At 53.1% G+C, this 23,421-nt stretch carries 27 protein-coding genes; 3 read left to right on the top strand and 24 right to left on the bottom strand.

Annotated features, from left to right (window positions below; all coding sequences use genetic code 11):
• Nucleotides 1-43: 43 nt before the first annotated feature.
• From ftsZ to KNP06_RS03660, 15 genes are all read right to left on the bottom strand, one after another.
• Nucleotides 44-1,189, bottom strand: a complete 1,146-nt coding sequence (gene ftsZ, locus KNP06_RS03730) for a cell division protein FtsZ (RefSeq protein WP_034777081.1) — start codon at nucleotides 1,187-1,189, stop codon at nucleotides 44-46.
• A 48-nt stretch (nucleotides 1,190-1,237) separates the two neighbouring features.
• The gene (gene ftsA / locus KNP06_RS03725) at nucleotides 1,238-2,527 is read right to left on the bottom strand and encodes a cell division protein FtsA (protein ID WP_214787923.1); all 1,290 of its coding nucleotides are present in this window, start codon (nucleotides 2,525-2,527) and stop codon (nucleotides 1,238-1,240) included.
• Nucleotides 2,528-2,754: 227 nt separating this feature from the next.
• Nucleotides 2,755-3,525 (bottom strand): cell division protein FtsQ/DivIB, encoded by a 771-nt coding sequence (locus KNP06_RS03720; RefSeq protein WP_214710564.1) that lies wholly within the window; start codon nucleotides 3,523-3,525, stop codon nucleotides 2,755-2,757.
• A gap of 12 nt (nucleotides 3,526-3,537) precedes the next feature.
• A complete protein-coding gene (gene murG, locus KNP06_RS03715) occupies nucleotides 3,538-4,614 on the bottom strand; it encodes an undecaprenyldiphospho-muramoylpentapeptide beta-N-acetylglucosaminyltransferase (protein WP_214710563.1) in 1,077 nt (358 codons plus the stop codon).
• On the bottom strand, nucleotides 4,611-5,948 hold the full coding sequence (gene murD / locus KNP06_RS03710; protein WP_251129598.1) for a UDP-N-acetylmuramoyl-L-alanine--D-glutamate ligase: 1,338 nt from the start codon (nucleotides 5,946-5,948) through the stop codon (nucleotides 4,611-4,613). The genes murG and murD overlap by 4 nt, the downstream gene beginning before the upstream one ends.
• Before the next feature lie 15 nt (nucleotides 5,949-5,963).
• Nucleotides 5,964-6,923 carry a phospho-N-acetylmuramoyl-pentapeptide-transferase gene (gene mraY, locus KNP06_RS03705; RefSeq protein ID WP_214710561.1) on the bottom strand — a complete coding sequence of 320 codons (960 nt, stop codon included), beginning with the start codon at nucleotides 6,921-6,923 and terminating at the stop codon, nucleotides 5,964-5,966.
• A gap of 21 nt (nucleotides 6,924-6,944) precedes the next feature.
• A complete protein-coding gene (locus KNP06_RS03700; protein WP_251129597.1) occupies nucleotides 6,945-8,252 on the bottom strand; it encodes a UDP-N-acetylmuramoyl-tripeptide--D-alanyl-D-alanine ligase in 1,308 nt (435 codons plus the stop codon).
• Between the two features lie 58 nt (nucleotides 8,253-8,310).
• Complete coding sequence (locus tag KNP06_RS03695) at nucleotides 8,311-10,419, bottom strand: penicillin-binding transpeptidase domain-containing protein (protein WP_240731241.1); 2,109 nt, start codon at nucleotides 10,417-10,419, stop codon at nucleotides 8,311-8,313.
• Nucleotides 10,420-10,457: 38 nt separating this feature from the next.
• Entirely contained in the window at nucleotides 10,458-10,820 is a 363-nt protein-coding gene (gene ftsL, locus KNP06_RS03690; RefSeq protein WP_251126243.1) for a cell division protein FtsL, read from the bottom strand.
• 23 nt (nucleotides 10,821-10,843) lie between these two features.
• The gene (gene rsmH, locus KNP06_RS03685; RefSeq protein ID WP_214710560.1) at nucleotides 10,844-11,776 is read right to left on the bottom strand and encodes a 16S rRNA (cytosine(1402)-N(4))-methyltransferase RsmH; all 933 of its coding nucleotides are present in this window, start codon (nucleotides 11,774-11,776) and stop codon (nucleotides 10,844-10,846) included.
• Nucleotides 11,777-11,944: 168 nt separating this feature from the next.
• Nucleotides 11,945-13,501, bottom strand: a complete 1,557-nt coding sequence (gene bshC, locus KNP06_RS03680) for a bacillithiol biosynthesis cysteine-adding enzyme BshC (RefSeq protein ID WP_232939291.1) — start codon at nucleotides 13,499-13,501, stop codon at nucleotides 11,945-11,947.
• A 24-nt stretch (nucleotides 13,502-13,525) separates the two neighbouring features.
• Entirely contained in the window at nucleotides 13,526-13,885 is a 360-nt protein-coding gene (locus KNP06_RS03675) for a DUF3397 domain-containing protein (RefSeq protein ID WP_214710559.1), read from the bottom strand.
• On the bottom strand, nucleotides 13,879-14,718 hold the full coding sequence (locus KNP06_RS03670; protein ID WP_214710558.1) for a 2-dehydropantoate 2-reductase: 840 nt from the start codon (nucleotides 14,716-14,718) through the stop codon (nucleotides 13,879-13,881). The genes KNP06_RS03675 and KNP06_RS03670 overlap by 7 nt, the downstream gene beginning before the upstream one ends.
• Before the next feature lie 106 nt (nucleotides 14,719-14,824).
• Nucleotides 14,825-14,998, bottom strand: coding sequence for a 50S ribosomal protein L32 (rpmF, locus tag KNP06_RS03665; protein ID WP_015881300.1), 174 nt, complete (start codon nucleotides 14,996-14,998; stop codon nucleotides 14,825-14,827).
• A gap of 22 nt (nucleotides 14,999-15,020) precedes the next feature.
• A complete protein-coding gene (locus KNP06_RS03660) occupies nucleotides 15,021-15,548 on the bottom strand; it encodes a YceD family protein (RefSeq protein ID WP_034777064.1) in 528 nt (175 codons plus the stop codon).
• A gap of 157 nt (nucleotides 15,549-15,705) precedes the next feature.
• Between KNP06_RS03660 and KNP06_RS03655 the strand changes: the two genes are divergently transcribed.
• Complete coding sequence (locus KNP06_RS03655) at nucleotides 15,706-16,836, top strand: tRNA(Met) cytidine acetate ligase (RefSeq protein WP_214710557.1); 1,131 nt, start codon at nucleotides 15,706-15,708, stop codon at nucleotides 16,834-16,836.
• On the opposite strand, the gene KNP06_RS03650 is transcribed toward KNP06_RS03655, so the two are convergent.
• From KNP06_RS03650 to KNP06_RS03630, 5 genes are read right to left on the bottom strand one after another with little or no spacing between them, the layout of a single operon-like run.
• Nucleotides 16,815-17,807 carry a SepM family pheromone-processing serine protease gene (locus KNP06_RS03650; RefSeq protein ID WP_138859658.1) on the bottom strand — a complete coding sequence of 331 codons (993 nt, stop codon included), beginning with the start codon at nucleotides 17,805-17,807 and terminating at the stop codon, nucleotides 16,815-16,817. The two genes, KNP06_RS03655 and KNP06_RS03650, sit on opposite strands and share 22 nt — an antisense overlap.
• Nucleotides 17,804-18,301 carry a pantetheine-phosphate adenylyltransferase gene (gene coaD, locus KNP06_RS03645; RefSeq protein WP_128122770.1) on the bottom strand — a complete coding sequence of 166 codons (498 nt, stop codon included), beginning with the start codon at nucleotides 18,299-18,301 and terminating at the stop codon, nucleotides 17,804-17,806. The genes KNP06_RS03650 and coaD overlap by 4 nt, the downstream gene beginning before the upstream one ends.
• Nucleotides 18,302-18,305: 4 nt before the next feature.
• The gene (gene rsmD / locus KNP06_RS03640; RefSeq protein WP_214710556.1) at nucleotides 18,306-18,872 is read right to left on the bottom strand and encodes a 16S rRNA (guanine(966)-N(2))-methyltransferase RsmD; all 567 of its coding nucleotides are present in this window, start codon (nucleotides 18,870-18,872) and stop codon (nucleotides 18,306-18,308) included.
• A gap of 54 nt (nucleotides 18,873-18,926) precedes the next feature.
• Nucleotides 18,927-19,190, bottom strand: a complete 264-nt coding sequence (locus KNP06_RS03635) for a DUF2129 domain-containing protein (protein WP_021067029.1) — start codon at nucleotides 19,188-19,190, stop codon at nucleotides 18,927-18,929.
• Nucleotides 19,174-19,620 carry a YlbF/YmcA family competence regulator gene (locus KNP06_RS03630; RefSeq protein ID WP_034777059.1) on the bottom strand — a complete coding sequence of 149 codons (447 nt, stop codon included), beginning with the start codon at nucleotides 19,618-19,620 and terminating at the stop codon, nucleotides 19,174-19,176. Before KNP06_RS03630 ends, KNP06_RS03635 begins: the two co-directional genes overlap by 17 nt.
• A gap of 130 nt (nucleotides 19,621-19,750) precedes the next feature.
• Here KNP06_RS03630 and KNP06_RS03625 point away from each other — a divergent pair, with 130 nt between their 5' ends.
• Both KNP06_RS03625 and KNP06_RS03620 read left to right on the top strand, forming a co-directional pair.
• Nucleotides 19,751-20,506, top strand: a complete 756-nt coding sequence (locus KNP06_RS03625; protein WP_128122771.1) for an ATP-grasp domain-containing protein — start codon at nucleotides 19,751-19,753, stop codon at nucleotides 20,504-20,506.
• Nucleotides 20,507-20,609: 103 nt separating this feature from the next.
• Nucleotides 20,610-20,972 (top strand): YugN family protein, encoded by a 363-nt coding sequence (locus tag KNP06_RS03620; RefSeq protein ID WP_021067026.1) that lies wholly within the window; start codon nucleotides 20,610-20,612, stop codon nucleotides 20,970-20,972.
• Nucleotides 20,973-21,035: 63 nt separating this feature from the next.
• Here KNP06_RS03620 and KNP06_RS03615 read toward each other — a convergent pair whose 3' ends face one another.
• From KNP06_RS03615 to KNP06_RS03600, 4 genes are read right to left on the bottom strand one after another with little or no spacing between them, the layout of a single operon-like run.
• Complete coding sequence (locus tag KNP06_RS03615; protein WP_128122992.1) at nucleotides 21,036-21,308, bottom strand: hypothetical protein; 273 nt, start codon at nucleotides 21,306-21,308, stop codon at nucleotides 21,036-21,038.
• A gap of 5 nt (nucleotides 21,309-21,313) precedes the next feature.
• On the bottom strand, nucleotides 21,314-21,928 hold the full coding sequence (locus KNP06_RS03610) for an SCO family protein (protein ID WP_034777051.1): 615 nt from the start codon (nucleotides 21,926-21,928) through the stop codon (nucleotides 21,314-21,316).
• A 20-nt stretch (nucleotides 21,929-21,948) separates the two neighbouring features.
• Entirely contained in the window at nucleotides 21,949-22,410 is a 462-nt protein-coding gene (locus KNP06_RS03605; protein WP_034777049.1) for a DUF420 domain-containing protein, read from the bottom strand.
• A 23-nt stretch (nucleotides 22,411-22,433) separates the two neighbouring features.
• Nucleotides 22,434-23,357: a cytochrome c oxidase assembly protein gene (locus KNP06_RS03600; protein ID WP_214710555.1), complete on the bottom strand. Its 924-nt coding sequence runs from the start codon at nucleotides 23,355-23,357 to the stop codon at nucleotides 22,434-22,436.
• Nucleotides 23,358-23,421: the final 64 nt, after the last annotated feature.

The raw sequence follows: 23,421 nt of genomic DNA, 5'->3' as shown, positions 1-23,421 counted from the left end.
TTTTAGAAAAAAGGGATGCCGAGAACCGGCACCCCCCTGTTGTTTAGTTACGGCGTTGTCTTACGAACGCTGGGATGTTGATCGTCTCGTCTGGGACGTCCCCGCCATAGACCGGTCTATGGAAGTTCCCTTCATCTTGTGGCGCAGCTTCTTGCGTTTTCGGTTGAGCCTCACGGTTCACTTCAGCTTCCGGTTTTTTCTTCGGTTGCTGGAGGAACGGGTTCGTCCCTTGCGCTTCTTCTGCGAATTCAGTTGCGATCACGGTTACGATGATCTCGTCGTTCAAGTTTTCGTTGATGACCGAACCGAAAATCAAGTTCACTTCTTCATCAGCGGCACTTTGTACGATTTGAGCAGCTTCCGTGACTTCGAACAAGCTGAGGCTAAGTCCGCCTGTGATGTTCATCAAGACACCTTTCGCGCCTTCGATTGAAGACTCGAGTAGTGGAGATGAGATGGCTTTCTTCGCTGCCTCGACGGCACGGTTCTCGCCTGTCGCGACACCGACACCCATGAGGGCCGAGCCTTTTTCTGTCATGATCGTCTTCACGTCAGCGAAGTCGAGGTTGATGAGTCCAGGGATGGCGATCAAGTCTGTGATCCCTTGGACACCTTGACGAAGGACATTATCCGCTTCACGGAACGCTTCGATCATCGGCGTATTGCGCTCGACGATTTCAAGCAACTTATCGTTCGGAATAACGATGAGTGTATCCACTTTTTCTTTGAACGCTTGAATCCCGTGTTGGGCGTGTTGCATCCGTTTGCGTCCTTCGAACATGAACGGTTTTGTGACGACACCGACCGTGAGCGCTCCGATTTCTTTCGAAATCTCAGCGATGACAGGTGCAGCCCCAGTCCCGGTTCCTCCGCCCATACCTGCTGTGACGAAGACCATGTCGGCGCCATCAAGCGCTTCAATCAACTGTTCACGGCTCTCTTCTGCCGCTTTTTTCCCGATATCAGGATTTGCGCCGGCACCAAGGCCACGCGTCAATTTCGCGCCAAGTTGAAGCTTCACGTCTGCTTTTGACATGTTGAGTGCTTGCGCGTCTGTGTTGACGGCGATGAACTCGACACCTTGCACTCCGTGCTCGATCATACGGTTGACGGCGTTTGAACCGCCACCACCGACTCCAATTACTTTAATTTTTGCTACGGCGTCAATCGCCTCATCAAAGTACATCATTTCAGGTATCCCCCTACGTAATTTCCAATTGTTAACACAACGTCAAGTTTACACGCCAAATAGTTTTTCCATTAAGCGGCCAAATCCATTTTTCGTTTCGCGATCGTCCCGCTCCAAATCCACGTCGTGGTCGTGGTCGTTTGGCATCGTGCCGTCCGGTTTCGTGACGGTCACGCGCTCTTCCGGCTTTTCAAGTCGTGACTTCGAGACGTGATGATCGCTCATAAGCACGTACTTGAGGACGCCGACCGCGGTCGCGTATTTCGGGTGTCTGACGCCAATCGACGAAGGCTGATACAGTCTCGTCGTTTGACCCATAACACGAGTCGCCAATTCTTGGATGCCAGGTAAAGCAGCGGCCCCACCGCAGAGGAGATATCCTCCACTGAGCGTCGGGACGCCTACCTTTTGCACTCTATTCAACACAAGTGTAAACATTTCCTCTATTCTTGCCTCTAAAACATAACTAATTTCTGCTTGCGGTTCGAACGTGACTTCTCCGTTAATGTTCGTGAACGAGAAGCCCTCGGATGCGTCGGCCATTTCTTCAAGGGCGAGTCCGTATTCTTCTTTCGCCACTTTGGCGTCCTGGTATTTACAGTTGAGCTTGTAAACCAAGTCGCGTGTCATATGATCGCCTCCGACAGGAAGGATATATGAGTAGACAAGGTCGCCCCGATAGAAGACAGAGACGGTTGTCTTTTCATGTCCGATATCGATCAATCCGATACCAAGATCGATTTCGTCGACAGATGCCGCGCTCATACCGAGTGCCAAGTTGCCGAGGACGAACCCTTCGAGTTTCAGACCCGCTCGTTCGATGGAGCGACGAATGCTATGTAAAATCGTCTTCGAACCAGTTACCATCTTCCCGTGCATCTCTAAACGATAGCCGAGCATTCCCCGAGGATCGACGACACCTGTCTGTTGATCGACCGTGAATGACGACGGGATCACATCGATGACGCTCATCTCGTCCGGCAAGCGCATGACTTGCGCCGAGTTGATGACTTCGATGACATCTGTATCCGTGATTTCTTGGTCTTCTCGTTTGACCGACGCGATTCCGTGACATGGGGCGATTTGGATATGTTCCCCTTCGATGGCAACATATACCGACCGAATTTGATCACCGAGTGCCGCTTCGGCATGTTCGACGGCTTGTTTGATGGCTTGAACCGTCTTATCGATGTCGACGACGGCGCCACGTTTTACTCCTGCAGACGGGGCACACCCCTCCGCCAAAATGTTAAGCGTTCCCCCGAGTAATTCACCCACGACGAGCTTAATTTCTGACGTTCCTATATCCAATGCGGCCACATAACCATTCGCTTCCAAAAGGGAAACACCTCCGCGCTTTAATTTCTATACTTGAATTCCGTTACATTGTTACAGATATCCAAAAATATTGTTAGGTCCGGCAAGATATCTCACGTCTAAGTTTACAACAAATAAGATAGTGAGAAAAGGTAGAATCCTACAAATTAAGCGGTTTTGGGGTGTCAATTCGATTACAATCGATAAAAAAACAGCCCTTATGTGTCTAAGGACTGTAAAATATCAGATTATTCTTTCGGTTTTTCATACGGGACGAAATAATATCCGCCATCCATGACGACAGTTCCTCGTTGTCCTTTTGGAATGTTTTCATAGATTTCACCGTATTTGGCCACGGTTTGACTAAGCTTGAACGTCGGCGTTTGAATCGTGTTGCCGTCGTTCATATAAATCTCATATCGAGTCGATTCCCCGTCTTGTTTCGAGAACACGATTTCCGACATCCGGGCCCGCATCGCGTCATCGACTTGTTCAAGCTCAGTCGCGATTTTCTCGAGTTCCGCTTTGTCCGTGAATTCACGCAAGAGTGGACCGTCCTTTAACTTCTCAGGGTCGGTGATGCCTCCAGTCGGATGAAGCGAGCCATCGGCAAGTACCACGACTTCTTCTTGATCCGTCCGCGAATACGCGATCATCTTTTCTTCTTCGACATCGATTGTCACGATGTTATACCATGAGCGGTCGACGTCGACATCTTTCACGCCAGGCACGGCGCGGAGTTCTCGTTCAATCTCCTTCGGTGACACTTGAACGATTTTTGTGGACGTATCGATGTCCGTCCCGGCGAGCACGTACTCTTCTGTCAGCCAGGACAGACCGTTCACGTTCACCGCCTTCACGTCAGAGACCGATGTCTGCATATATACGACGAGTGCGATCAGCACCGCGAATAAGATCAAAATGGTCGACAAGCGTCGGTTCGCTTTTTTACGACGCTGATCTTTCATATACGGGATACGGTCTTCTAAACTACGAACGGTGTTCTGACGTGTCTCCATGTCTATTCTCCTTTATCCGCGGACTTCTTCGACGAGGTCGGCGAGTGATTCCGCAGCTTGCGGGAATCCTAGCCGTTTCGATGCTTCTGCCATCTCAGTATGATGTGCCAATACGTGACGGATCGACTTGACGAGTGTCTCGCCCGTCAAGTCTCCTTCTTTGATCAATTCGGCCGCGCCGCTCTCAACGAGGGCTGACGCATTTTTCGTCTGATGATCGGCCGTCACATACGGGCTCGGAATCAAGATGCTCGGTAGACCGAGCGCGGTCAACTCCGAGATCGTCGACGCGCCGGCCCGTGACACGACGAGGCTCGCGCAAGCGAGAAGCTCAGGCATATCGTAGACGTATGGCAAGACATGGACGTTTTCAGCTGTTGGCGCGGTGGCCACGACGTTGTCGTAGTGCACGTTCCCGGTCACGTAGAGCACGTTCACCGGTTCAACCGCGAGCTCGGGAATAGCTTCGATGACAGCGCGATTGATTGCTTCTGCCCCGCGGCTGCCGCCGTAAATCAAGACGATCGGCCGCTCATCGATCCCGTACTCGGCACGGACGGCCACCTCATCTACGGTCGTCTTCAACACTTCGCTCCCACGCGGGTTCCCGATGACGCGAACGTTGGCTCCGGGGAACTGCGACTCAGAACCGGCGAACGACAAGGCGACGCGGTCGGCTTTCTTCGAGAGGAACTTGTTCGTCAAGCCCGGGATGCTGTTCTGTTCATGCAAGATGGTCGGAATTCCGAGCTGCTGTGCCGTAAAGACGACCGGTCCTGAGACGAAGCCGCCCGTTCCGATGACGACATCCGGACGAAACGTCTTCATCTCTTTACGTAACGTGAGGACGGATTGAATGAACCAATACGCCGTCTTGATGTTGTCTAGCGATAGAGAACGTTTTAGTCCGGCAATCCGGATCGATTTGAACGGGACGCCCGCCCGTGGAACGAGGTCAGCCTCGAGACCGTTCTCAGTCCCGATATAAAGCACCTCGAGGTTCGGGTGCCTCGCTTTGAGTGTGTCGAGAAGAGCGAGTGCCGGGTAGATATGTCCACCCGTCCCTCCACCAGAAATCATAACTTTCATCGATTGGCCTCCTCATATGCATTCACGAGTCGGACGAAATGTTCGCCGCGCTCTTCGAACGTCTTATATTGATCCCAACTTGCACAAGCCGGCGATAATAAGATCACGTCATCAGTCGCCGACTGTTCGAACGCGAGCGGGACCGCCGCCTCGAGCGTAGCGACCGCGAACGACGGAATCTGCTCGGCCTCACCTAACGACTTGAACCGCTCTGCTGTCTCACCATAAGCGACAATCGCTTTGACCCGGCCGAGCGCCGGAACGAGAGAAGTGAGGTCGGCACCACGTTCGAGTCCTCCGCACACCCAGACAATCGGGGCCTCGAAACCGTTCAATGCGGCTTCGGCGGCCACGTTGTTCGTCGCTTTCGAGTCGTTATACACCCGGCGGCCGAGCACTCGCCCGAGGCTCTCTGTACGGTGGGCCACTCCGCCGAACGTCTGAAGGACGCGTTCGATGTGTGCTCGCGGAATGTCGAACGGTTCGACGAGCAACAAGGCTGCCAACACGTTCTCGACGTTATGGGCCCCACCAAGGGCAAGGTCCTCGACGCGGATGACCGGTTCTCCATGAAGCGTGATCCAACCGTCCACTACGTGTGCGTCTCCACTGTCGTAACCGAACGTTGAGACGGGAAGACCGGACGGGACACGTTTCATCACTTCCGTGTCGCTGCCTTTGACGACGACACGGTCTGCGGCCGTCATGTTCCGGAACAAGTTTCCTTTGGCATCGGCATACGAGTCAAAGTCGCCGTGGTAATCCAAATGCGCCGGTGACAAGTTCAACAGTGCCGCCGCTTGCGGATGGAACTGTTCGACGCCCATCAGTTGAAAGCTCGACAGCTCGATGACGATGACGTCACCCTGCTTCGCTTTCGATGCCACTTCGATGGCCGGGAAACCGATATTCCCTGCCACATGCACCGGACGACTTCCCCCTTTAAGCAATTCGTGGACGAGCGTCGTCGTCGTCGTCTTCCCGTTCGAACCAGTGATGGCGACGAACGTGGCATCGGTCGCCAAGTAGGCGAGCTCCACTTCTGTATAGATCGGGATGTTCCGTTCAAGCGCTGCTTGAAGGAGCGGGATGTGATACGGGATGCCCGGGTTTTTGACGATCATGTCCGTCGTGTCGAGCAATTCGAGCGGATGGGAACCGAAGACGCCGTTGATGCCGAGCGCTTCGATTTTCATCCGTTCTTCCGTTGACGGTTCGCTCCCGGTATTGATTGTCACGTACGCGTCGACATTTCTTAAGTAAGCGGCAGCGGCGATGCCGCTCCGTGCCGCGCCGAGTACGAGGACTCGTTTATCGTTCCACTGTTGTTGCATGTCTTCCACCATCCATTACATGAGTAGTAACGACAAGACTGCCGTGATCAAACTAATTCCACCGAACGTCAAGACGATGCGCCATTCTGACCAACCGACCATTTCGAAATGGTGATGGATCGGGCTCATCTTAAAGATTCGTTTGCCCGTCGTCTTGAACGAGAGCACTTGTAAAATGACGCTGAGCGTCTCGATGACAAAGATGATACCGACAAAGACGAGCAACAACTCGAGCTTGAGCATAAGGGCGAGACCCGCGACCGCACCACCGAGGGCGAGCGACCCCGTGTCACCCATAAAGATTTTCGCCGGGTATTTATTGAAGACGAGGAAGCCGAGCAAGGCGCCGACGGCACTGAAGGCGAACCAAGCAATTCCGGCTTCGTCTTGCCCGAGGGCATAGATGCCGAAGAAGGCGAACGTCGGGATGGATGAGAACGAGACGAGACCGTCGAGACCGTCCGTCAAGTTGACCGCGTTCGAGAAACCGACAAGCCAGAAGATGACGATGGCCACATAGAACCAACCCGTTTCAAACGCGATCGAGGTGAACGGGATTTGAATCGTCGTGTCGAGCTCCCCACCGAGTGAGAGGAACCAGACGAACAGGACGGAGACGACGATTTGACCGATCAATTTCTGGAGCGATGTCAAACCGAGGTTACGTTTGTTGACGACTTTGATGTAGTCGTCAAGGAAGCCGATCACACCGAAGGCGAGTGTCACGAACAAGAGCGTCCCGAATCCGGCGACGGCTTCTCCGAAGACGACCGAGACGAGGAATCCGATGATGAGGGCAAGCAAGATGACGATGCCTCCCATCGTCGGAGTGCCTGATTTCTTTTGATGCCAACCCGGACCCTCGTCACGGATTTCTTGGCCAAACTTTAAGTTACGCAGTGCCGGGATGGCCCGCGGCATGACGACCAATACGGTCAATAATGAACTGATTAAGACGATTAAACTGATTAGCATGTTCGTACCTCACTACTCTCTTTATTGAACTAAGCGCTCAAGCGCCAGTCCTCGCGATGCTTTTAACAATATCACAGTCTGGGGGCGTTGATAACTGCCGAGAAGCACTTTCGCTTCCTCGACGTTCGGCACCGTTGTCACGTTCACACGCGGGTCGGTAATGCCGTTCGCAATCCATTTCGCCTTCTCTCCGATGAGCACGCAATCCGTGACCGGGGCCGTGATGACACGGCCGACACTTTCGTGTTGCGTGACTTCATCTGCGCCAAGTTCATACATGTCACCGAGGACGAGGACACGTCGCGTGAACCCTTCAAGTGTTTTCATCGTCTCGATGGCGGCGATCATCGAAGTCGGGCTGGCGTTATAGGCATCATTGATCAAGTGCGCATCACCGAACATCCGCTTCTCCATCCGCATAGATGTCAACTGGACCCGATCGAGTCCGCGTTGGATCGTATCGTGTCCCAATCCGAACTTGAGTCCGCAAGCGATCGCATAGGCGGCGTTGCGGATTTGATGGGCGCCGAGCACTTTCAATTCATATAACTCGTTGTTGTATCGGAAAATCGAAGCATCGAACGTCGCCTCCACGACCTCGAGCTTCCCGTCAGCCGTCGCCTCATAACCGACGCGGTACCCGCCAGCTTCACTGAGGAGCGGCTCGTCGGCATCGACGATCAAGACGCCATCCGGTTTCAGACCGGCTTTGATCTCGAGTTTCGCCTTCGCGATCCCTTCGCGCCCCCCGACTTGTTCTCCGTGCGACTCTCCGATATTCGTGACGAAAGCGATATCCGGTTTAGCGAGCTTCGACAACAATTCAATTTGACCGAATCCGTTCATCCCCATCTCGAGGACGGCGACTTCCGTATCGCGTGGCATCCGTAACACGGTGAGCGGCAAGCCGACATCCGAGTTGAAATTGCCTGCCGTCTTGTGTGTCTTGAACGTCTCGCCGAGCACGACGGCGATCATGTCTTTCGTCGAGGTCTTTCCGTTCGATCCGGTGATGGCGACGACTTTTGGATCAATCTCTGCCAAGTAGCGGGCCGCCGCCTCTTGAAGCGCCTGAAGCGGCGATGCGACCGGAATGGCGACAATCCCTTCCGGCAACGGCCGGTCTTGCTCCCAAAACGTCACGATCGCACCTTGTTTGACGGCAGCTTCGATATAATCGTGTCCATCGACACGCGCCCCGATGATTGGGACGAACAAGCCGTCGGCGTTATCGTCTCGCGAGTCGGTTGCGACGTGGCGCACCTCACGCGTATCATCTGTCTTCATGCCGAACCAAGATGCGAGTGTTTGTATCGTCAACTGTTCCATAACCATTTCCTCCTGTGACAAAGGAAAAGAGAGCCGAGGCCCTCTTCATCCCTTTGCGTTAGTTCGACGGTGACTGGAGCTTCACTTTTAACGTCGCCCCGGTCTTGACGGGCTTGCCTTTCCCAATCGACTGGGACGTGACGAAGCCGGTACCGTCTATTTCTAAATTCAATTGGTAAAGCGTCGCCAACCGTTTCACATCACGGAGCGACCAACCTTTCAAGACCGGCATCGTGAACGACTCATCCGTCTTCAACAGCAAACGCTCGCCGACGACGTACGGTTGACCCTCGACCGGACTTTGCGCGATGACCGTTTCGCCACTGCCGAGTGACACCGGTGTGAATGCCGCCGCCTTGGCCGCCTTCACCGCCTCGTCACGGCCTTGCCCGACGAATGACTCTGTCGTCTTCGTCGACGCATCGATCGTCTTCGCCTGTTTGTCTGGCTCGACACTCCGGTAACGGAGCGCGACGTCCATCACGTCTTTGAACAGCGGTGCCATGATGCGTGGTCCCGTCGTCGACGAGTCGCTGTTCGGACGGTCGACGGCGATATACATGACGAGTTCTGGATCGTCCTCCGGCGCCATGCCGACGAACGAATGGATATATTGTCCACTCAAATACTTCCCGTTCTCCGCAATTTGCGCGGTCCCGGTTTTCCCGATGACGCGGTAGTTGTCAAGGGCGTACAATTGCCCCGTCCCGACGTCACTATTGACGACGCCGTCAAGTGCTTCCCGCGTCTGTTTTGCCGCCTCGGCTGTAATTGGCTGTCCGACGATTTTCGGATTCGTCGTCCGAATCGTCTCGCCCGTCTCACGGTTCACGACTTTTTTAATGACATGAGGTTGCTTCATCGTCCCATCGGTCGCGATGGCCGACGTCGCTTGCAAGATTTGCATTGGCGTGACGGCCGTCGATTGACCCCATGCTGTGATCAAGACGTTGAGCGGGCTCTCGAAATCGAACTGGCTGTTGACCTCGCCCGGTAAATCGACGCCCGTGCGTTGGTCGAACTTGAACGCTTTGAAATAATCCTCGTAGCGACTGAGTCCGAGCCGTTCGTTCGCCAATATCGAAAAGGCGACGTTCGACGAGTGCCAGACGCCTTCTACCATAGGAATCGTACCCCATCCGGTAATGTTGTAATCATTGAATACGGTCTTGCCATACTTATATGAACCCGACTTGTACAGTTCGTTCGGGTTGTAGACACCTTCGTTGATGGCAGCGGCCAACGTGAAGATCTTCATCGTCGACCCCGGTTCGAAGCGGGACGATACCGAGAAGTTGCTGTATGAGCTGATTTCACGCGTGTTCGGATCGAATGATGGGCGGTCCGACAAGGCGATGATTTCGCCGGTCTTCGGGTCCATAATGATCGCCGTCGCATTCTTCGGCTTGTACTCTTTATACAGCTCTTCCATCTTCGTATCGAGCAGCTGTTGAATGCGGTGATCGATCGTCAGTTGGACGTCCGCCCCATCTTCCGGGTCAACCTTCAATTGCTCGTCACTCGAGACGAGTTGACGGCCGGCCAAATCTTTCTCGAACCGATACAGCCCATACGACTCGCTCAAGACGTCATTGAGTGACTTTTCAATCCCGAGTTCTCCAACGAGTTCGATCCGCCCATTCTGGTCAATCTTTTGGGCGTATCCGACGACGCTTGATGCGAACACTTTGTTCGGATAATAGCGTTTCGGTTCTTCGACGAACGTGATCCCGGGAATCTTGAACGTTTCAATCTCTTCTTTTTGTTCGACCGTTAAATCACGACCCGGCACGCCGAACTCGATTTGCCCACGGTCTTTGTTTTGCTCGAGCCGTTTCAAGATGTCACCTTCCGTCATCGGAAGCACGGTCGCAAGTTGCTTCGCGGCCTCAGGAAACGCTTCGGGCATGAGCGTCTTGTTTTCTACCCGCTCGCCGCCGAGCTTCAACACGGCCACGACTCGGTACGACGGGATGTTGATGGCGATTGGTTGTCCAAACCGATCAAAAATCTCGCCCCGCTCCGCTTTTAACGTACTGACCGCTTTCCAGCGTTCTTCCTCGGCGAAGGCGAGCATGTTTTCCCCTTTGTACGTCTGGAAGACGGACAAATAAAGGAACCAACCGACAAAAAATAAAAAGAGTGGTGTGAAGCAAACAATCGCCACCCACGCCACTCTTTTTTTACTCTGTTGTAGAGAATTCATCAGTCAATCACCTTGACGTTGTTCTCATTGAATTGCATTCCGAGCTTTTCAGCAATCGCATAGATTCTCTCAGGTGAGCTTAGTTGGGCGATCTCATACTTCAATTCTTCATTCTCTTTCGCGATCGTGTTCGTCTCTTGTGTGATCAGAGCCGTGTCGCGCATGATGTTGTACGCTTCGTTATGTTTCGATACCGTGATGCCACCGAACAAGACAACTGAACAGATCATGGTCGGGTACAGGATGGATTCGAACAAAGTCAACGTACGTCGTTTTGGAGCTGGTATTGGTCGTTCTTGCGGAATCGGATTGCGATTCGGCGAAACTTGAGGCTGCAAAGCCTTGCGAGCAGCTTCTGGCATCAGGTATCCCTCCTACGTACAGTCTATTTTTGTTTTTCTGCGACCCGAAGCTTGGCTGAACGGGCCCGGCGGTTGTCTTCAAGTTCAACGTCCCCGGCCGTGATCGGCTTGCGCGTGATCAACTTCAACTCGGGTTCAAACTCTTTCGGGATGACCGGCAATCCTGGTGGTAACGGCGGATGCTGGCTTCTCTCTTTGAAGACTTGCTTACAAATCCGATCTTCTAACGAGTGGAACGTGATGACACAAATCCGTCCACCGATGGCGAGTAGATCGATCGCGTCTTGGACGGCGCGGTCGAACACGTTCAATTCATCGTTGACGGCGATGCGGATCGCCTGGAACGTTCGTTTCGCAGGGTGTCCGCCTTTTCGTCGTGCCGGCGCCGGAATCGCGTCTTTAATCAACTCGACGAGTTCAAACGTCGTCTCGATCGGCTTGACGGAACGGGCTTGCTCGATCTTGCGGGCGATCTGTTTCGAGAATTTCTCTTCCCCGTATGTAAAGAAGATGCGGGCAAGGTCCCCGAACGGCCATTCGTTGACGACATGGTAAGCCGATAGCTCACGCGAACGGTCCATGCGCATATCTAACGGCGCGTCGTAATTGTAGCTAAAGCCACGTTCGGCCTCATCGAGCTGCGGCGAAGACACGCCAAGGTCAAACAATACCCCATCGACCTGGGTGATTCCCCGTGCCAGCAGTTCATCTTTCAAATGGACGAAGTTGCTTTTAATGAACGTAACCCGGTCCTCATATGGAGCCAACCGCTCACTCGCGTGCTTGAGCGCGACGTCGTCTTGGTCAAAGGCGTACAGATGGCCTGTCGTCAAACGCTTGACTATCTCTTCGCTGTGACCGGCTCCTCCTAACGTACAATCGACATAAATCCCGTCTGGCTTAATATTCAATCCCTCAATGGACTCCATTTTTAAAACCGTTTCATGCTCAAACATACAAAAACCCTCTCAACCTACATTTTTCAACTATTTTATTACGTTTACTTTATCATAAAAATGTCAAGCGCCGCATAGGTTTTTAGCGAAAAGAGGAAACAAAAAGGTAACAAACAAAAAAGATTCCCTGATTGCTCAGGGAACCATCAAAAAACATTGGTATTTATTTTACAGTTTAACAAGACATCGCTCCGATTCAGACTGTTCGTAGGCGGCAAATAGCCGTTTGAACACATCGAGGCCATGACGATTCAAGAGCGGTACCATCGACCAGATCCGTTCTTGCGGCGCATCCATCGGTAAGAGCCTTGTCGACAGATGAATCCGCCGACTGTTCAACCGATATTGGTCACGTTTCGCCTCGGCCCGCATTTCGTCAGCGAGCCGATCAAGTACGTGTCGCGCCTTGGCGTCAAATCGATGGCCCCGCTTCCCGGCTTCGCGACCGAGCGCTTCCGTGAGCGTTCGGTAGGCGTAAAGACTCTGGTCGAACGCCTCGTCATCGAACGTATGGTCCGGCAACGGGTTCGTCAAGTAATCGACGAGCGTCACGCCTTCTTGGGCAAGCTTCTTCTCATCGTTCGTCGAAACGAGGACGGCCCCGAGCCGTGGGATGAGGAGCGGCATGTTCCAACCAAAGAGATGGAACAGCGGGCGCAACTGAAGCCAGTAGGCGATTTCCCCCGGGCCGGCGATATAAGCGAGCGTCGGGAACAAGAAGTCTTGCATGAGCGGACGTGACACGACGTTGTTCGAGAACCGCTCCGGGTGCTCCTCGACTTGTTGCAGCAACTCGGCCTCGGTGAATCGATGGCCTCGTTTCGTCGTGAACACCCCGTCTTGTTTCGTCAACAACTCGCGTGTGCCGTCGTGATAGAACAGATGGGCCGCATCCCGGTTCAAGTCGACGTGTGGCATGCCATCCTCGAACGCCTCTCGTAGCGCCGTGTTCAAACGATCGTGTTCACGAATCAACCGCTTGAATGCATCGCGTTCGAGCGCCCGGACTTCCGGTTGGTGCGGGTCGAACAGGATGAAGTCTTCTCCGACGAACCGGCGCATCATCCGCCCAAAAAATTCGGCGAACGAATGGCTCGCTTGGAGCACGGCGACGAGCTCTTGATAAAGTGTCGTCGTGTATGGCGTCTCCGTCTCTGATAACAGCACACGCTGTAGCATTTGCACGAGCTCAATTTTCAGTCGATCGAATTCTAACTCCCCGATCGATGCCTTGCCGGCGAGCGGGACCGTCGATAGCGCCTCTTTACGCAATTGACGCGACAACGGTTGGCTCACGAACACGTGGTTGATTTCCGCATAGTCGTGATCCTCGGTCGCCATCCAAAAAATCGGGATGACCGGTTTGTTCAGTTTCGCTTCTGCCTGTTTGGCTTTTTTGATCACGGTCAACAGTTTATACACCGCGAACAACGGACCACCGAATACCCCGACTTGCTGTCCGGTCACCATCGTCAACGCCTCGCCACGAGCCAACGCGTCGAGCTTTGATTCGAGCGCGGGAGACATCGGACCGTGGACGGTTTGTTGGTCTCGCAATATAGTTACAAGCGCGGGCAAATGCGTGAACGAACGTCCGGTCAGTTCGTCAGCCCTCGCCTCGAGTTCGTCCATCCCTTTATAGTCCAGCCATTTCGAATAGCCTGTCTCCACCTGCATCATCGGAGACGACGGGGCGTACATGGCATCTAGCGACTCTATCCTCACGTATAACGACTTCCTTTCAAACAATTAATACATCATCTCGCGTGCGATGCCGATCGTGAACAAGACGAAGTGGGCCGGGACGAGCAACAAAAACAATAGGCGCCACCCGTGCACGAACATCTTCGAATAGACGACATCCTCATGGCGAACCCGCTGCCAAATGGCGTTGGCAGGGAAGATGGCGGCACAGACGGCGAACAGCAGCCAGAACACATCGACCCCGACAATCGCCTCGAGCAAAATCCCACACGCATAGAACCATAGGACCACGCCGGCATCACAGACGAGTTTGAACGTATTAACCGATTTCGGCATAATTTTTCTAAGTATCATATACACCATAAACCAAATGACGAGTGGAAATGAAACGATATACACTAGCACGATACGCTCGCTCCTAAAATTAATTTTTGTAGGACGGGAATGACGGTCAATGTGATGCCTCGCTCGTCGGCCCGTTTCAACAGCGGTGTCAAGATGGCGTCGACCTCGGTCTGGCGCCCTGCTTCGATGTCACGTAACATGGAAGACCGGTTATGGGCCGTTTTTTCAATGATGGTCTCGATATATGTATACGGCACGTGAAGATCAAACAATGTGGACAATTCCGTATAGACGGCATCGGCGATGTCACGGCAAGGCGGCGAAGCGACCGCACCATTTTCGACACGACAGAGCGCTGTGATCGGATTGATGATCGCGTTCGCGAATAGCTTCTCGGTGACGACTTGCTCGATGTCTGCTTCCCAGACGACATCGAGTGGAGATGCGTTGAACGACATCTCTTCGAGCGAGCCGAGGCTGCCAATCCGGATGCGCCCGAGCCCGGTATGCTGGAGCCGGGCGCCGTCGCGGCTCACGCCATGTTCGACCACGCCGAGATGAAACCCTCGTTTCCGTGCGTAGTCGAGATGGGCGATCCCGTTCGAACAGATGAAGACGGGCACATCCCCTGATAATCGTTCCGTCGCCGCCTCGACCTGATGTGCTTTCGTCGTCACAAAAAAAACGTCCTGCTCCGACTCGACGAGTGACGTCACCGAACAAAGGCTTACATGAGCCGTCCCGTTCGTGACGCCGATTCGTTCGATCGTCACGGTCGTCGCCTCGTCGACACGGCCATAGAGCGTCACCGTATAATCCGGTTCGAACAGCGAAGCCATCAGCATGCCGACGGCGCCGTTCCCGATAATCCCAATTCGTTTAATCGGCTTCATTGCCATCCCTCCACGTCTAGTCTGCACTCAAAAGTTTACCACAATCTGTTTCCACGACCCAAAAAGAAAAAAGAAGCGATCTCCGAGGAGACCGCTTCTTTTCGCATTATTTGCTTGTTACTTCTTTACCGTTGTAGTGTCCGCAAGATTTGCATACACGGTGAGAAAGCTTCATTTCGCCACAGTTCGGGCACTCGTTCATACCAGGTACGTTGAGTTTGAAGTGAGTACGACGAAGACGTTTGCGAGTTTTCGACGTTCTACGGAATGGTACTGCCATCGTTGTCCACCTCCTTGAAAAGTTAGCCGTTCTCGTCCTCTTTTTTAGAGAACAAGTCGGCGAGGCCCGCGAGGCGCGGGTCAATTTTTGGTTGGTCGTCCGGCTGCTCGTCAATGACGGACCAGCCTTCCCCTTCAACCTGAGTTTTGTCTGTTTCGTTCCCGAAAACTTGCATCGGGACGTCTAACATGATGAGCTCTCTTACGATTGGTCGCAGATCAATCGTATTTCCTTCTGGCAAATTGACATCATCGAATTGCTCCGTATAACGCCCATTCTCCAAAAAGAAAGGCTCGAGCGATTCAATATCAAATTCATAGATGACATCGTCCAACGTACGCGCATCTGGCAACGTCAGGTCACCTTGAACCTTCAAATTGAATGTAACTTGATTAGATGTGAACGACGCATCCCCGTGCACATGCACCGGGCGAATCGAACGGATATCCGGATGGAGCTGAGTAAGCTCTGGTAGTTCGACCATCTCATCGATGGCAAAACTGTCACCCTGGTTTCGTAGCTTAAGTAGCTGTGCAATAGACCACTTCATCCGAATCACCTCAATTGCAACAATATGAATTATAGATAGGCCAACTTGTTTTGTCAATGTTTTTTCTTTACACTAAAATCAGTTGACGACGGCGCTTTGCCAAAGCGTACTTATCCATCTTACACCAATCCAATCGACAATGCAAAGGAGTAATTTTATGCGAAAAACGGCCATCATCGCTGAGTACAACCCGTTCCATAACGGGCATCTCCATCAAGCTGAACGAGCACGGATCGAAACGGGCGCCGATGCCGTCATCGCCGTCATGAGCGCCCAGTTCACCCAACGCGGGGAACCGGCGGCGTTCGACAAATGGAGCCGCGCGAAAACGGCCGTCCAGACGGGCGCGATTGACCTCGTCGTGGAACTGCCGACCCGTTACGGGGTACAACGTGCCGACCGGTTCGCAAGCGCCGCCGTCGCCATCGCCGAACGCATGCAGTGCCAAACGCTGTCGTTCGGAAGCGAGAGCGGAGACATCACAGCCGTGAAACGGGCCGCGGCCGCAAACATCGAGGCGACGCCAGCTTATCAGACGGCACTAAAAGAAGCGCTTGACCAAGGACGATCCTCGGCCAAAGCGTCGAGTGAGGCGTTCGGTGCGCTCTATCCCGATTTCGACTTGACGCTTCCGAACAATATCCTCGCCTATCACTACGCGAAAGCGGCGACGACGATCGAGCTCCATACGATTCGTCGCCTCGGTGCGGGATACCATGACCCAAGCGTCTCAGACGTCATGTCGGCCACGGGGGTGCGCGGCCACTACTTGGAGACAGGTATGGTCCGGGCCGTCCCTGACGCCACGAGAGCACTGTTTGCGGACGTGTCGATGGCACACTGGTCACTCTATTGGCCCGTCTTGCAGTACAAGTTACGGACCACCCCGAAAGACGTGCTCGACCAACTTGTCGGCATCGACAGTTCGTTATCACCGCGTTTGATTCAAGCCGGTCTCGAGCCGACGTTCGAGCAGGCGCTCGCTCGACTGTTGACGAGACGCTACACTCGGACCGCCATTCAACGTGCTCTCGTCTCTGTGCTCGTCCATTGGCGCCGCGATGAGCTGCCAGAGCGTTTCGATGAGGTGCCTTACGTCCGCCCGCTCGCGTTCAACGCGATTGGACGAATCGTGTTGAAAGGCATAAAAAAAGACGTACCGCTCATGAGCAAGTACCATCCTGACCTTGCGTTCGAAGCTCGAGTGACCGAGGCGTATCGCCTTCCTCTCGGAAATCGGTCACTCGTCGAACACGTACAAACCCCTCAATTCATTGACTCCAAATAATCGATGGCCTCCTCGACCGTCTTGACCGGAACGACTTTGATGTCACTGTCTAGGCGGTCGAGCGATTCCATCGCCTCATCGTAATTTGATCCGTCCGGCACGAAGAAAACCGACGCACCGGCCCGATCGGCGGCGACGATTTTTTGCCACGCCCCGCCGATTGGTCCCACGGTCCCGGTCTCATCGACCGTGCCGGTACCGGCGATCACAGCCCCACCTGTCAAATCACCCGGTGTCAACTGATCAAAGATTTCAAGCGTGAACATAAGACCGGCCGAAGGTCCTCCGACGTTCGTCAGTTCGAACGAGACTTCCGGGACTGTGCGCACGTCTTGAATCGGTAACGGTTCATAAATCCCGAGACCGACCCGGTCGCCGGTCCGGTCGAGCGGCTGGATAAGCGTATCGACCTCAAGCTCCCGTTCATCCCGTTCGAGCGTGACGGACACTTCATCGCCGGCTTCGAACGAAGCGACACGTTCGATGAAGTCGAGACGCGACGCGAACGACTGGCCGTCGATGGCGGTGATCACGTCACCCGGTTTCAAGACGTTCGCCGCGAGCGACCCGCTGATTGGGGCGGAGACATACATCCCTTCGAACGAAACCGTCACGTCGGCGTCCGCCAACTCATAGGCGTATTGAATCGCCGCCTGCTGGGACGATGCCATCAACAGTTCTTGTCTTCGCTCGTAGTCTGCTTCCCCTTCTCCCTCATACAAGTATCGACTGGCCGGGCTGGCATCGGTGAACGGCGTGAACCAACTGCCGACGAGCCAAAGCGGAGTCGCCCGACGTTGCGAGATGGTCACCATCTGTAGCTCGCCGGGTTCTTTGTCCCCGCCTTCGACCGTCATGAATTCTTCAATCGTCGTTGCTTCCCCCGGGTAGGTGATGTAATACGGGAGCGGCACAAACAAGAAAATCAAGACGGCCAGGAGCAACCCGAAGCCGATTTTGAGCGACTTCATTGCCCTTGGCTCACTTTATACTTTTGACGCAAGGCGTACTCGACTTGTTCAGGGACGAGTTCAGCGACGGACGCCCCGTATTTGGCGACTTCTTTCACGATTGACGAGCTTAGGAACGAATATTGGCTGTTTGTCATCATAAAGAGCGTCTCCACGTTCTCATTCAACTTTTTATTGATGGATGCGATTTGAAGTTCATATTCAAAATCAGAGACGGCCCGCAGCCCACGGACAATCGTTGCCGCCTCACGCTTCGCTGCATATTCGACGAGCAATCCCCCAAACGCGTCGGCGGTAACGTTCGGCAAATGGGTCGTCACTTCACGGATGAGCGACAAACGCTCTTCTACATTAAACAATGGTGCCTTGCTCGAATTTTCGAGCACGGCGACGATGACTTCGTCGAAGATGGCTGCTGCCCGCTCGATGATATCTAAATGACCGTTCGTAATCGGGTCAAAGCTCCCCGGGCAAATCGCGATACGTTTTGACATGTTCTCACTCCTCGGTCGCCGCATACTCATAGAAGCTGATCGTGATCACGTCCGAGTAGCGCTGCACCTTGATTTTTTCCAACTGCCCGACCTGATCCGGTAACGTCACATCGCTGCCATGTTCGCAGACGACGACCCCGTTGTCCGTCAATAGTCGGTTCGACTCAATGATGTGTAAAAACGGCACATGTTCTTCCGCATGATATGGGGGATCCATGAAAATCAATTTAAACGGCTGTCCTTTTAAAACGAGTTGGTCGAGGACCGACCGGGCGTCTTGTTGCAACACCGTCGCTTTGGACTCATAGTGTGTCGTCTTCAAATTGTCTGTGACCGTCTGGATCGCCTTTCGTTGCTTGTCGACGAACACGGCATGGTCACATCCCCGTGACAACGCCTCAATCCCTAACCCACCGCTCCCGGCGTATAGGTCAAGCGCAGCTCCCCCGGCGAAATAAGGGCCGATGATGTTGAATAATGATTCTTTCACTTTATCTGTCGTCGGTCGTGTCGCCGACCCCGGGACCGCCTTGAGTCGGGTCCCTTTTCGTTCTCCTGAAATCACTCGCATCTCCGTTCTCCTTCACCACAAAAGATGAAGGCGGTGCCGCCTTCATCTTTTGTGTTATTTCTGCTTCGATTCGTACGTCTCCGCGACGAACGGCCGCTCACTGCGGACGACCGCTTCGACGAACGGCAACGCGCTCACTTGTTCGAGAATCGCCTCATGTCCATCGAGGTCGGTATACAAGAAGGCGTACTTCTCCCGCTTTGACACGTAATACAGGTTCGCATAGCGACGCAACGCCTTCACTTGCTTCAATGATTGGACGTAGACGACGAACCCGATTCGACCATTCAACTCAAACGTCTCAGATGGCACATCCACAGCTTCCGCCTCCACAACTTCCTCCGCCTGAACATCCGCCTTCGTCGAAGAACGGGTTTCCGGTCGGGACTTTGATTTTTGGAGAAACCGAGAAGGCCAACAGCTCACTCACTTCCCCGAGCAGTTTATCTAAACTGCGTTCCGCTTTTTTAAATGCGGCCACTTCTGGCTGGACATCGAGACGCCGTTTGACGAGATGCATCTCTTTTTTAATGCGATCGTGGTCCGGGTGATGTTTCCCGAACCGCTGTACGTACTCGTAATCTTCTTTCATCCGCAAGAACTCACGTTCCACGAGGCGCGCTTCCTCCGATTGGGCTCGCGCTTGTTTCGTGGCGATATATGTTTGGAACGACTCGCTCGCTTCAATCAAATCGGCTAACGATTCCGTTTGATCGAGCAGGGCGATCGTCTGTTCAGTAATAATCATGGCTTTCACCCTTTCTGCCATGATTTTAACACATTTGATTCCCTCTGTAAGCAATCGGCTTTATAATTGAACGTGACTGTCAAGCGTCCAACCAGAAAGGAAGTGAACAGGTGCATCCGTGCACCTCGCTATGAAAAAAGTCTCATTTAACATGATTCGTTCGGCCGGCATCAAGACCGACTATGCGAAACCTGAATATTATTACGACCAGCTCGATAAAGTAAGAGCAGCCGACCTCGTCTTGTTCCCTGAATATTGGATGGTCAACTCGATCATCTACGGACTGAATAAACCGATTTTCCCGTCGCCGGCCACGTATCACCTCGGGCACGATAAGATTGAGATGACGCGCGCCTTCAAGGCGACGTTCCCGCACCGCATCCCGAAGACGCTCATCTACGGGAAAAACCCTTACACGATTGAGCGTGTCTTGGAAGAGTTCGAGTACCCGTTCGTCGCCAAGACGGCCAAGTCGTCGATGGGACAAGGCGTCTGGCTCATCAAGCATGAACAGGACTGGCTCGAATACGTCGACAAGCACGAGACGTTCTACGTCCAGCAATATATCCCGAATGACCGCGACTTACGGATCATCGTCATCGGTGAAGAAGTCGTCGGTTCGTACTGGCGCGTCAGCGAAGCGTTCTTGAACAACGTCGCCCAAGGTGCCCACTTCTCGTATGACGACATCCCGGAAGACGTCGTCGCGGAAGTGCTCGATATCGCCAAGACGCTTCACATCAATCACGCTGCCTTCGACGTCATCGTCGCAGACGGTGAATTTTACATTTTAGAGTTCAACGTCTTCTTCGGTTCGGAAGGGCTCCTGCCGCTCGGTGTGAGGCTTACAGACAAGATTGCCCACTACCTCGACACCCAGGCTTGAGGCGTTCATCTTTTTTTCACAATTTGAACACACGTTATTCCAAGAACGTTTTCGAATATGATATGATGACATATGAGGTTTATTAGGGAAAAGGGGGATTATGATGAAATTTGAGCAGTTCCACATCGAGGGAAAAGAGATCCGCTTCGGTTTGCTCGAGACGATCATGGATCATCATCATTTCATCCGTGAAGGCGCTTGGGACTATGAGCGTGCAACGTATGACATGAAATACGAGAAACAATCGACAGGCGAGACGTTCTACCTTCGCTTACCGGTATATGCGATTGAAGGACAAATCGAGGACCGTCATGCGGTCGTTAAAATGTTGACACCGATTCTCGGAAAACATTACTACCCGCACGGCGTCGAGTACGACGAAGAGTTCCCAGAAGAAATCGTCCGTGATTGCGAGCGTCGTCTTGCCGCACTCGCTGAGACACTCGAAGTAAAACCCCTTGCATAAGCGAAGGGGTTTTTCTTTTGTGCGCTCAAAAAAATGGAGAACCCGGCTGGGGTTCTCCATTTTTTATACTCCGATCACATTAAGCGTCACATCGACCTGTCCGAGCAACAAGTCGAACTGATCGCGCACATACCGATACAAGCGTTCAGCCTCGACGAGCGAGACGGGTGCGATGATTTGATAATCGTATTGCTCTTTCGACAGAGACACGACTTTCACTTCACGCAATCCGAATTCGATCGCACTGCAAGCGATCAAATCCTCGATCGCCCGTTCGGCAATCGTCACATCTCCGTAGGAATAATCATTTCCGATGACAGCCATCGTATCATTCATCTTCTTCACTCCTTTTCTGCCGCGAGTACTAACACGTCCTCCATAATGGTTTCGATGTCGACAGGTTTTTCTCCTGCCGTCGCCATTTGGGCGACCGCGCGCACGTCATGCTTGCGATCGATGATATACATCGTCGTCGCATGCGTGACGAGGCCACTGTTCGCTTTCGAATAGTAGAACTGAAGCTGACGCGTGATACGGTCGATATCGGCTTTGTCTCCGGTCAACATCTTCCAGCCCGTCGGTTCGGCTTGGAACGCCGCCCCGTAGTTCTCTAAGACGGGGACCGTATCGACTTCCGGGTCGACCGTGATGGCGACGAGCTCAACGTCCGTCCCGTATAGATCGTTCGCTTTCAGCTCTTGCTCGAGCTTCATGAAGTCGCGCAACGTGAGCGGACAGATGTCCGGGCAGTTCGTGTAAAAGAACGTGACGATTTTAACTTTACCGTTGTCCGAATTGTACGACTGACCGTCGAGCGCGTTCGTCAACGTGAACGGGGTCGGCTCTTGGATGACGGGCAAGTCCTCTTCTTTAAAGAATAAGAAGTACGAGGCCACGCCGATTGCCACCAAAATGGCGACCGTCAAACCGACCGTCATATAGCTATTCCGTTTCATCCTCTTCCCCCTCTCTCGATTCACCCACCGATAATGGCACGGAAGACGTTCGTCGTCTCACCTGGGTCATAGGCGACGTAGAGGAGGACGTATACCGTCACCCCTGTGATCGCCGTGAAGAACCAGACGACCGAAGCTTTCGGTCCGATTTTCCGGTGTTTCTCGACTTTGTTTTTATAGCCGAGGTAAAGCGTGATCAAGCCGAGGACTCCGCCTGTCGTCGCGAGTAAGATATGGAAGATCATGAACGCCAAATAGTATGGCTTCACTGAATCAGGTCCGCCGAAAGCGGTATTGCCGACAAAAATCGTACGCGAAACGTAAAGAATGAAGAATGTTGTCGCGGCAATCGCGGCAGCCGTCATGACTTTTTTATGTTTGTCGACGTTGCGACGATCACGCGCGATGATCGTCCAGCCGATTGCGACTAAAATAGCACTGATGACAATGAATGTCACACTGATCAAGGCAAGATAATTCATCGTAGTTTCCCCTTTGACTTAGTTCATTTTTTCTCTTTTGGTTCTTGCGGTGTGAACGACATGCCTTCATCGAGCGCAAGCGATTTTGTCCGGCGCACCCAGCCGAAGAACGTCCAGCCGAAGAAGAAACCGTAGACAACTTCTTGACCGAGCTTCATCAATACCCCACCGAAGCGTTGGTCTTCAAGGGCGCTGTTCGTCGCGCCCATGAGCGCGTTCAAATCAAGGCCGGATACGTCCCCGTTCGGCATACAGTAGCCGAGCACGGTCGCAAACGTTTCTGCGTCTGTATAGGCGTCATACAAAATGCCTTGGCTGAAGATGATGAACGCACACGCCGGTGTCAACAACACCCCGTTCGCGATGATGTATACCATCCGCTTCAAATCAGACATGCCTTCCTCTTCTTCCGAGAGGAATGGTGCAATGACCGGATACCACATCGTCAAACTGAAGACGAGGAGAGCGCCGTGGAAGATGCGGTGCACACCATAGTTCGTCAACACGTAGTCAAAAATGAATGGCATATGGTAGAACGTGAATAATGCATTGAACAAAACGAGTGCGATCAAAGGTTTTGTCATAAATTTGAGCGTCGGCCCAATCACCTTATAGCTAAATAATTTTTCAAACACCCAATATGGCATCCCGTACACGACGAGCGCCGGTGCGAGCACATAGACGAGCACCATCTGTAACATATGCACCGAGAAGATGATATGCGCGAGCACATCGACCGGGCTACCGAAACCGATGTAATACAATAAAATAGCGGATAACATGCTGAACTTTTGTAGCAACGTGGTCGACTCGTACCCTCGCTTCGCCATGCTCTCTGTGACGACCGCATAGAGGACGTACAACCCTACCATCAACAATCCGAACCATGGACTCCAAAGCGTCGTCCAATCGAACTGTTTGAGTAGCTCTGATGTATTCCAGAGCATCCCTTCACCCCTTTTCTTTCTCTCCCAAACCGATGAAACCGTTCACTTCAAGATTACTATTCCT

The organism is Exiguobacterium sp. s21, assembly GCF_018617975.1.
Taxonomy (GTDB): Bacteria; Bacillota; Bacilli; order Exiguobacteriales; family Exiguobacteriaceae; genus Exiguobacterium; species Exiguobacterium mexicanum_A.
The sequence above is the reverse complement of the archived record's forward strand: the minus strand, read 5'-3'. Positions and strand labels throughout refer to the sequence as shown.

Excerpts from the sequence above, each read along its gene's own strand:
- ftsZ (WP_034777081.1), bottom strand. The coding sequence starts at position 1,189 with ATGATGTACTTTGATGAGGCGATTGACGCCGTAGCAAAAATTAAAGTA.
- KNP06_RS03720 (WP_214710564.1), bottom strand. The coding sequence starts at position 3,525 with ATGGAGACACGTCAGAACACCGTTCGTAGTTTAGAAGACCGTATCCCG.
- murG (WP_214710563.1), bottom strand. The coding sequence starts at position 4,614 with ATGAAAGTTATGATTTCTGGTGGAGGGACGGGTGGACATATCTACCCG.
- murD (WP_251129598.1), bottom strand. The coding sequence starts at position 5,948 with ATGCAACAACAGTGGAACGATAAACGAGTCCTCGTACTCGGCGCGGCA.
- mraY (WP_214710561.1), bottom strand. The coding sequence starts at position 6,923 with ATGCTAATCAGTTTAATCGTCTTAATCAGTTCATTATTGACCGTATTG.
- KNP06_RS03700 (WP_251129597.1), bottom strand. The coding sequence starts at position 8,252 with ATGGAACAGTTGACGATACAAACACTCGCATCTTGGTTCGGCATGAAG.
- ftsL (WP_251126243.1), bottom strand. The coding sequence starts at position 10,820 with ATGCCAGAAGCTGCTCGCAAGGCTTTGCAGCCTCAAGTTTCGCCGAAT.
- rsmH (WP_214710560.1), bottom strand. The coding sequence starts at position 11,776 with ATGTTTGAGCATGAAACGGTTTTAAAAATGGAGTCCATTGAGGGATTG.
- KNP06_RS03670 (WP_214710558.1), bottom strand. The coding sequence starts at position 14,718 with ATGAAGCCGATTAAACGAATTGGGATTATCGGGAACGGCGCCGTCGGC.
- rpmF (WP_015881300.1), bottom strand. The coding sequence starts at position 14,998 with ATGGCAGTACCATTCCGTAGAACGTCGAAAACTCGCAAACGTCTTCGT.
- KNP06_RS03660 (WP_034777064.1), bottom strand. The coding sequence starts at position 15,548 with ATGAAGTGGTCTATTGCACAGCTACTTAAGCTACGAAACCAGGGTGAC.
- KNP06_RS03655 (WP_214710557.1), top strand. The coding sequence starts at position 15,706 with ATGCGAAAAACGGCCATCATCGCTGAGTACAACCCGTTCCATAACGGG.
- KNP06_RS03650 (WP_138859658.1), bottom strand. The coding sequence starts at position 17,807 with ATGAAGTCGCTCAAAATCGGCTTCGGGTTGCTCCTGGCCGTCTTGATT.
- coaD (WP_128122770.1), bottom strand. The coding sequence starts at position 18,301 with ATGTCAAAACGTATCGCGATTTGCCCGGGGAGCTTTGACCCGATTACG.
- rsmD (WP_214710556.1), bottom strand. The coding sequence starts at position 18,872 with ATGCGAGTGATTTCAGGAGAACGAAAAGGGACCCGACTCAAGGCGGTC.
- KNP06_RS03630 (WP_034777059.1), bottom strand. The coding sequence starts at position 19,620 with ATGATTATTACTGAACAGACGATCGCCCTGCTCGATCAAACGGAATCG.
- KNP06_RS03625 (WP_128122771.1), top strand. The coding sequence starts at position 19,751 with ATGAAAAAAGTCTCATTTAACATGATTCGTTCGGCCGGCATCAAGACC.
- KNP06_RS03620 (WP_021067026.1), top strand. The coding sequence starts at position 20,610 with ATGAAATTTGAGCAGTTCCACATCGAGGGAAAAGAGATCCGCTTCGGT.
- KNP06_RS03615 (WP_128122992.1), bottom strand. The coding sequence starts at position 21,308 with ATGAATGATACGATGGCTGTCATCGGAAATGATTATTCCTACGGAGAT.
- KNP06_RS03610 (WP_034777051.1), bottom strand. The coding sequence starts at position 21,928 with ATGAAACGGAATAGCTATATGACGGTCGGTTTGACGGTCGCCATTTTG.
- KNP06_RS03605 (WP_034777049.1), bottom strand. The coding sequence starts at position 22,410 with ATGAATTATCTTGCCTTGATCAGTGTGACATTCATTGTCATCAGTGCT.
- KNP06_RS03600 (WP_214710555.1), bottom strand. The coding sequence starts at position 23,357 with ATGCTCTGGAATACATCAGAGCTACTCAAACAGTTCGATTGGACGACG.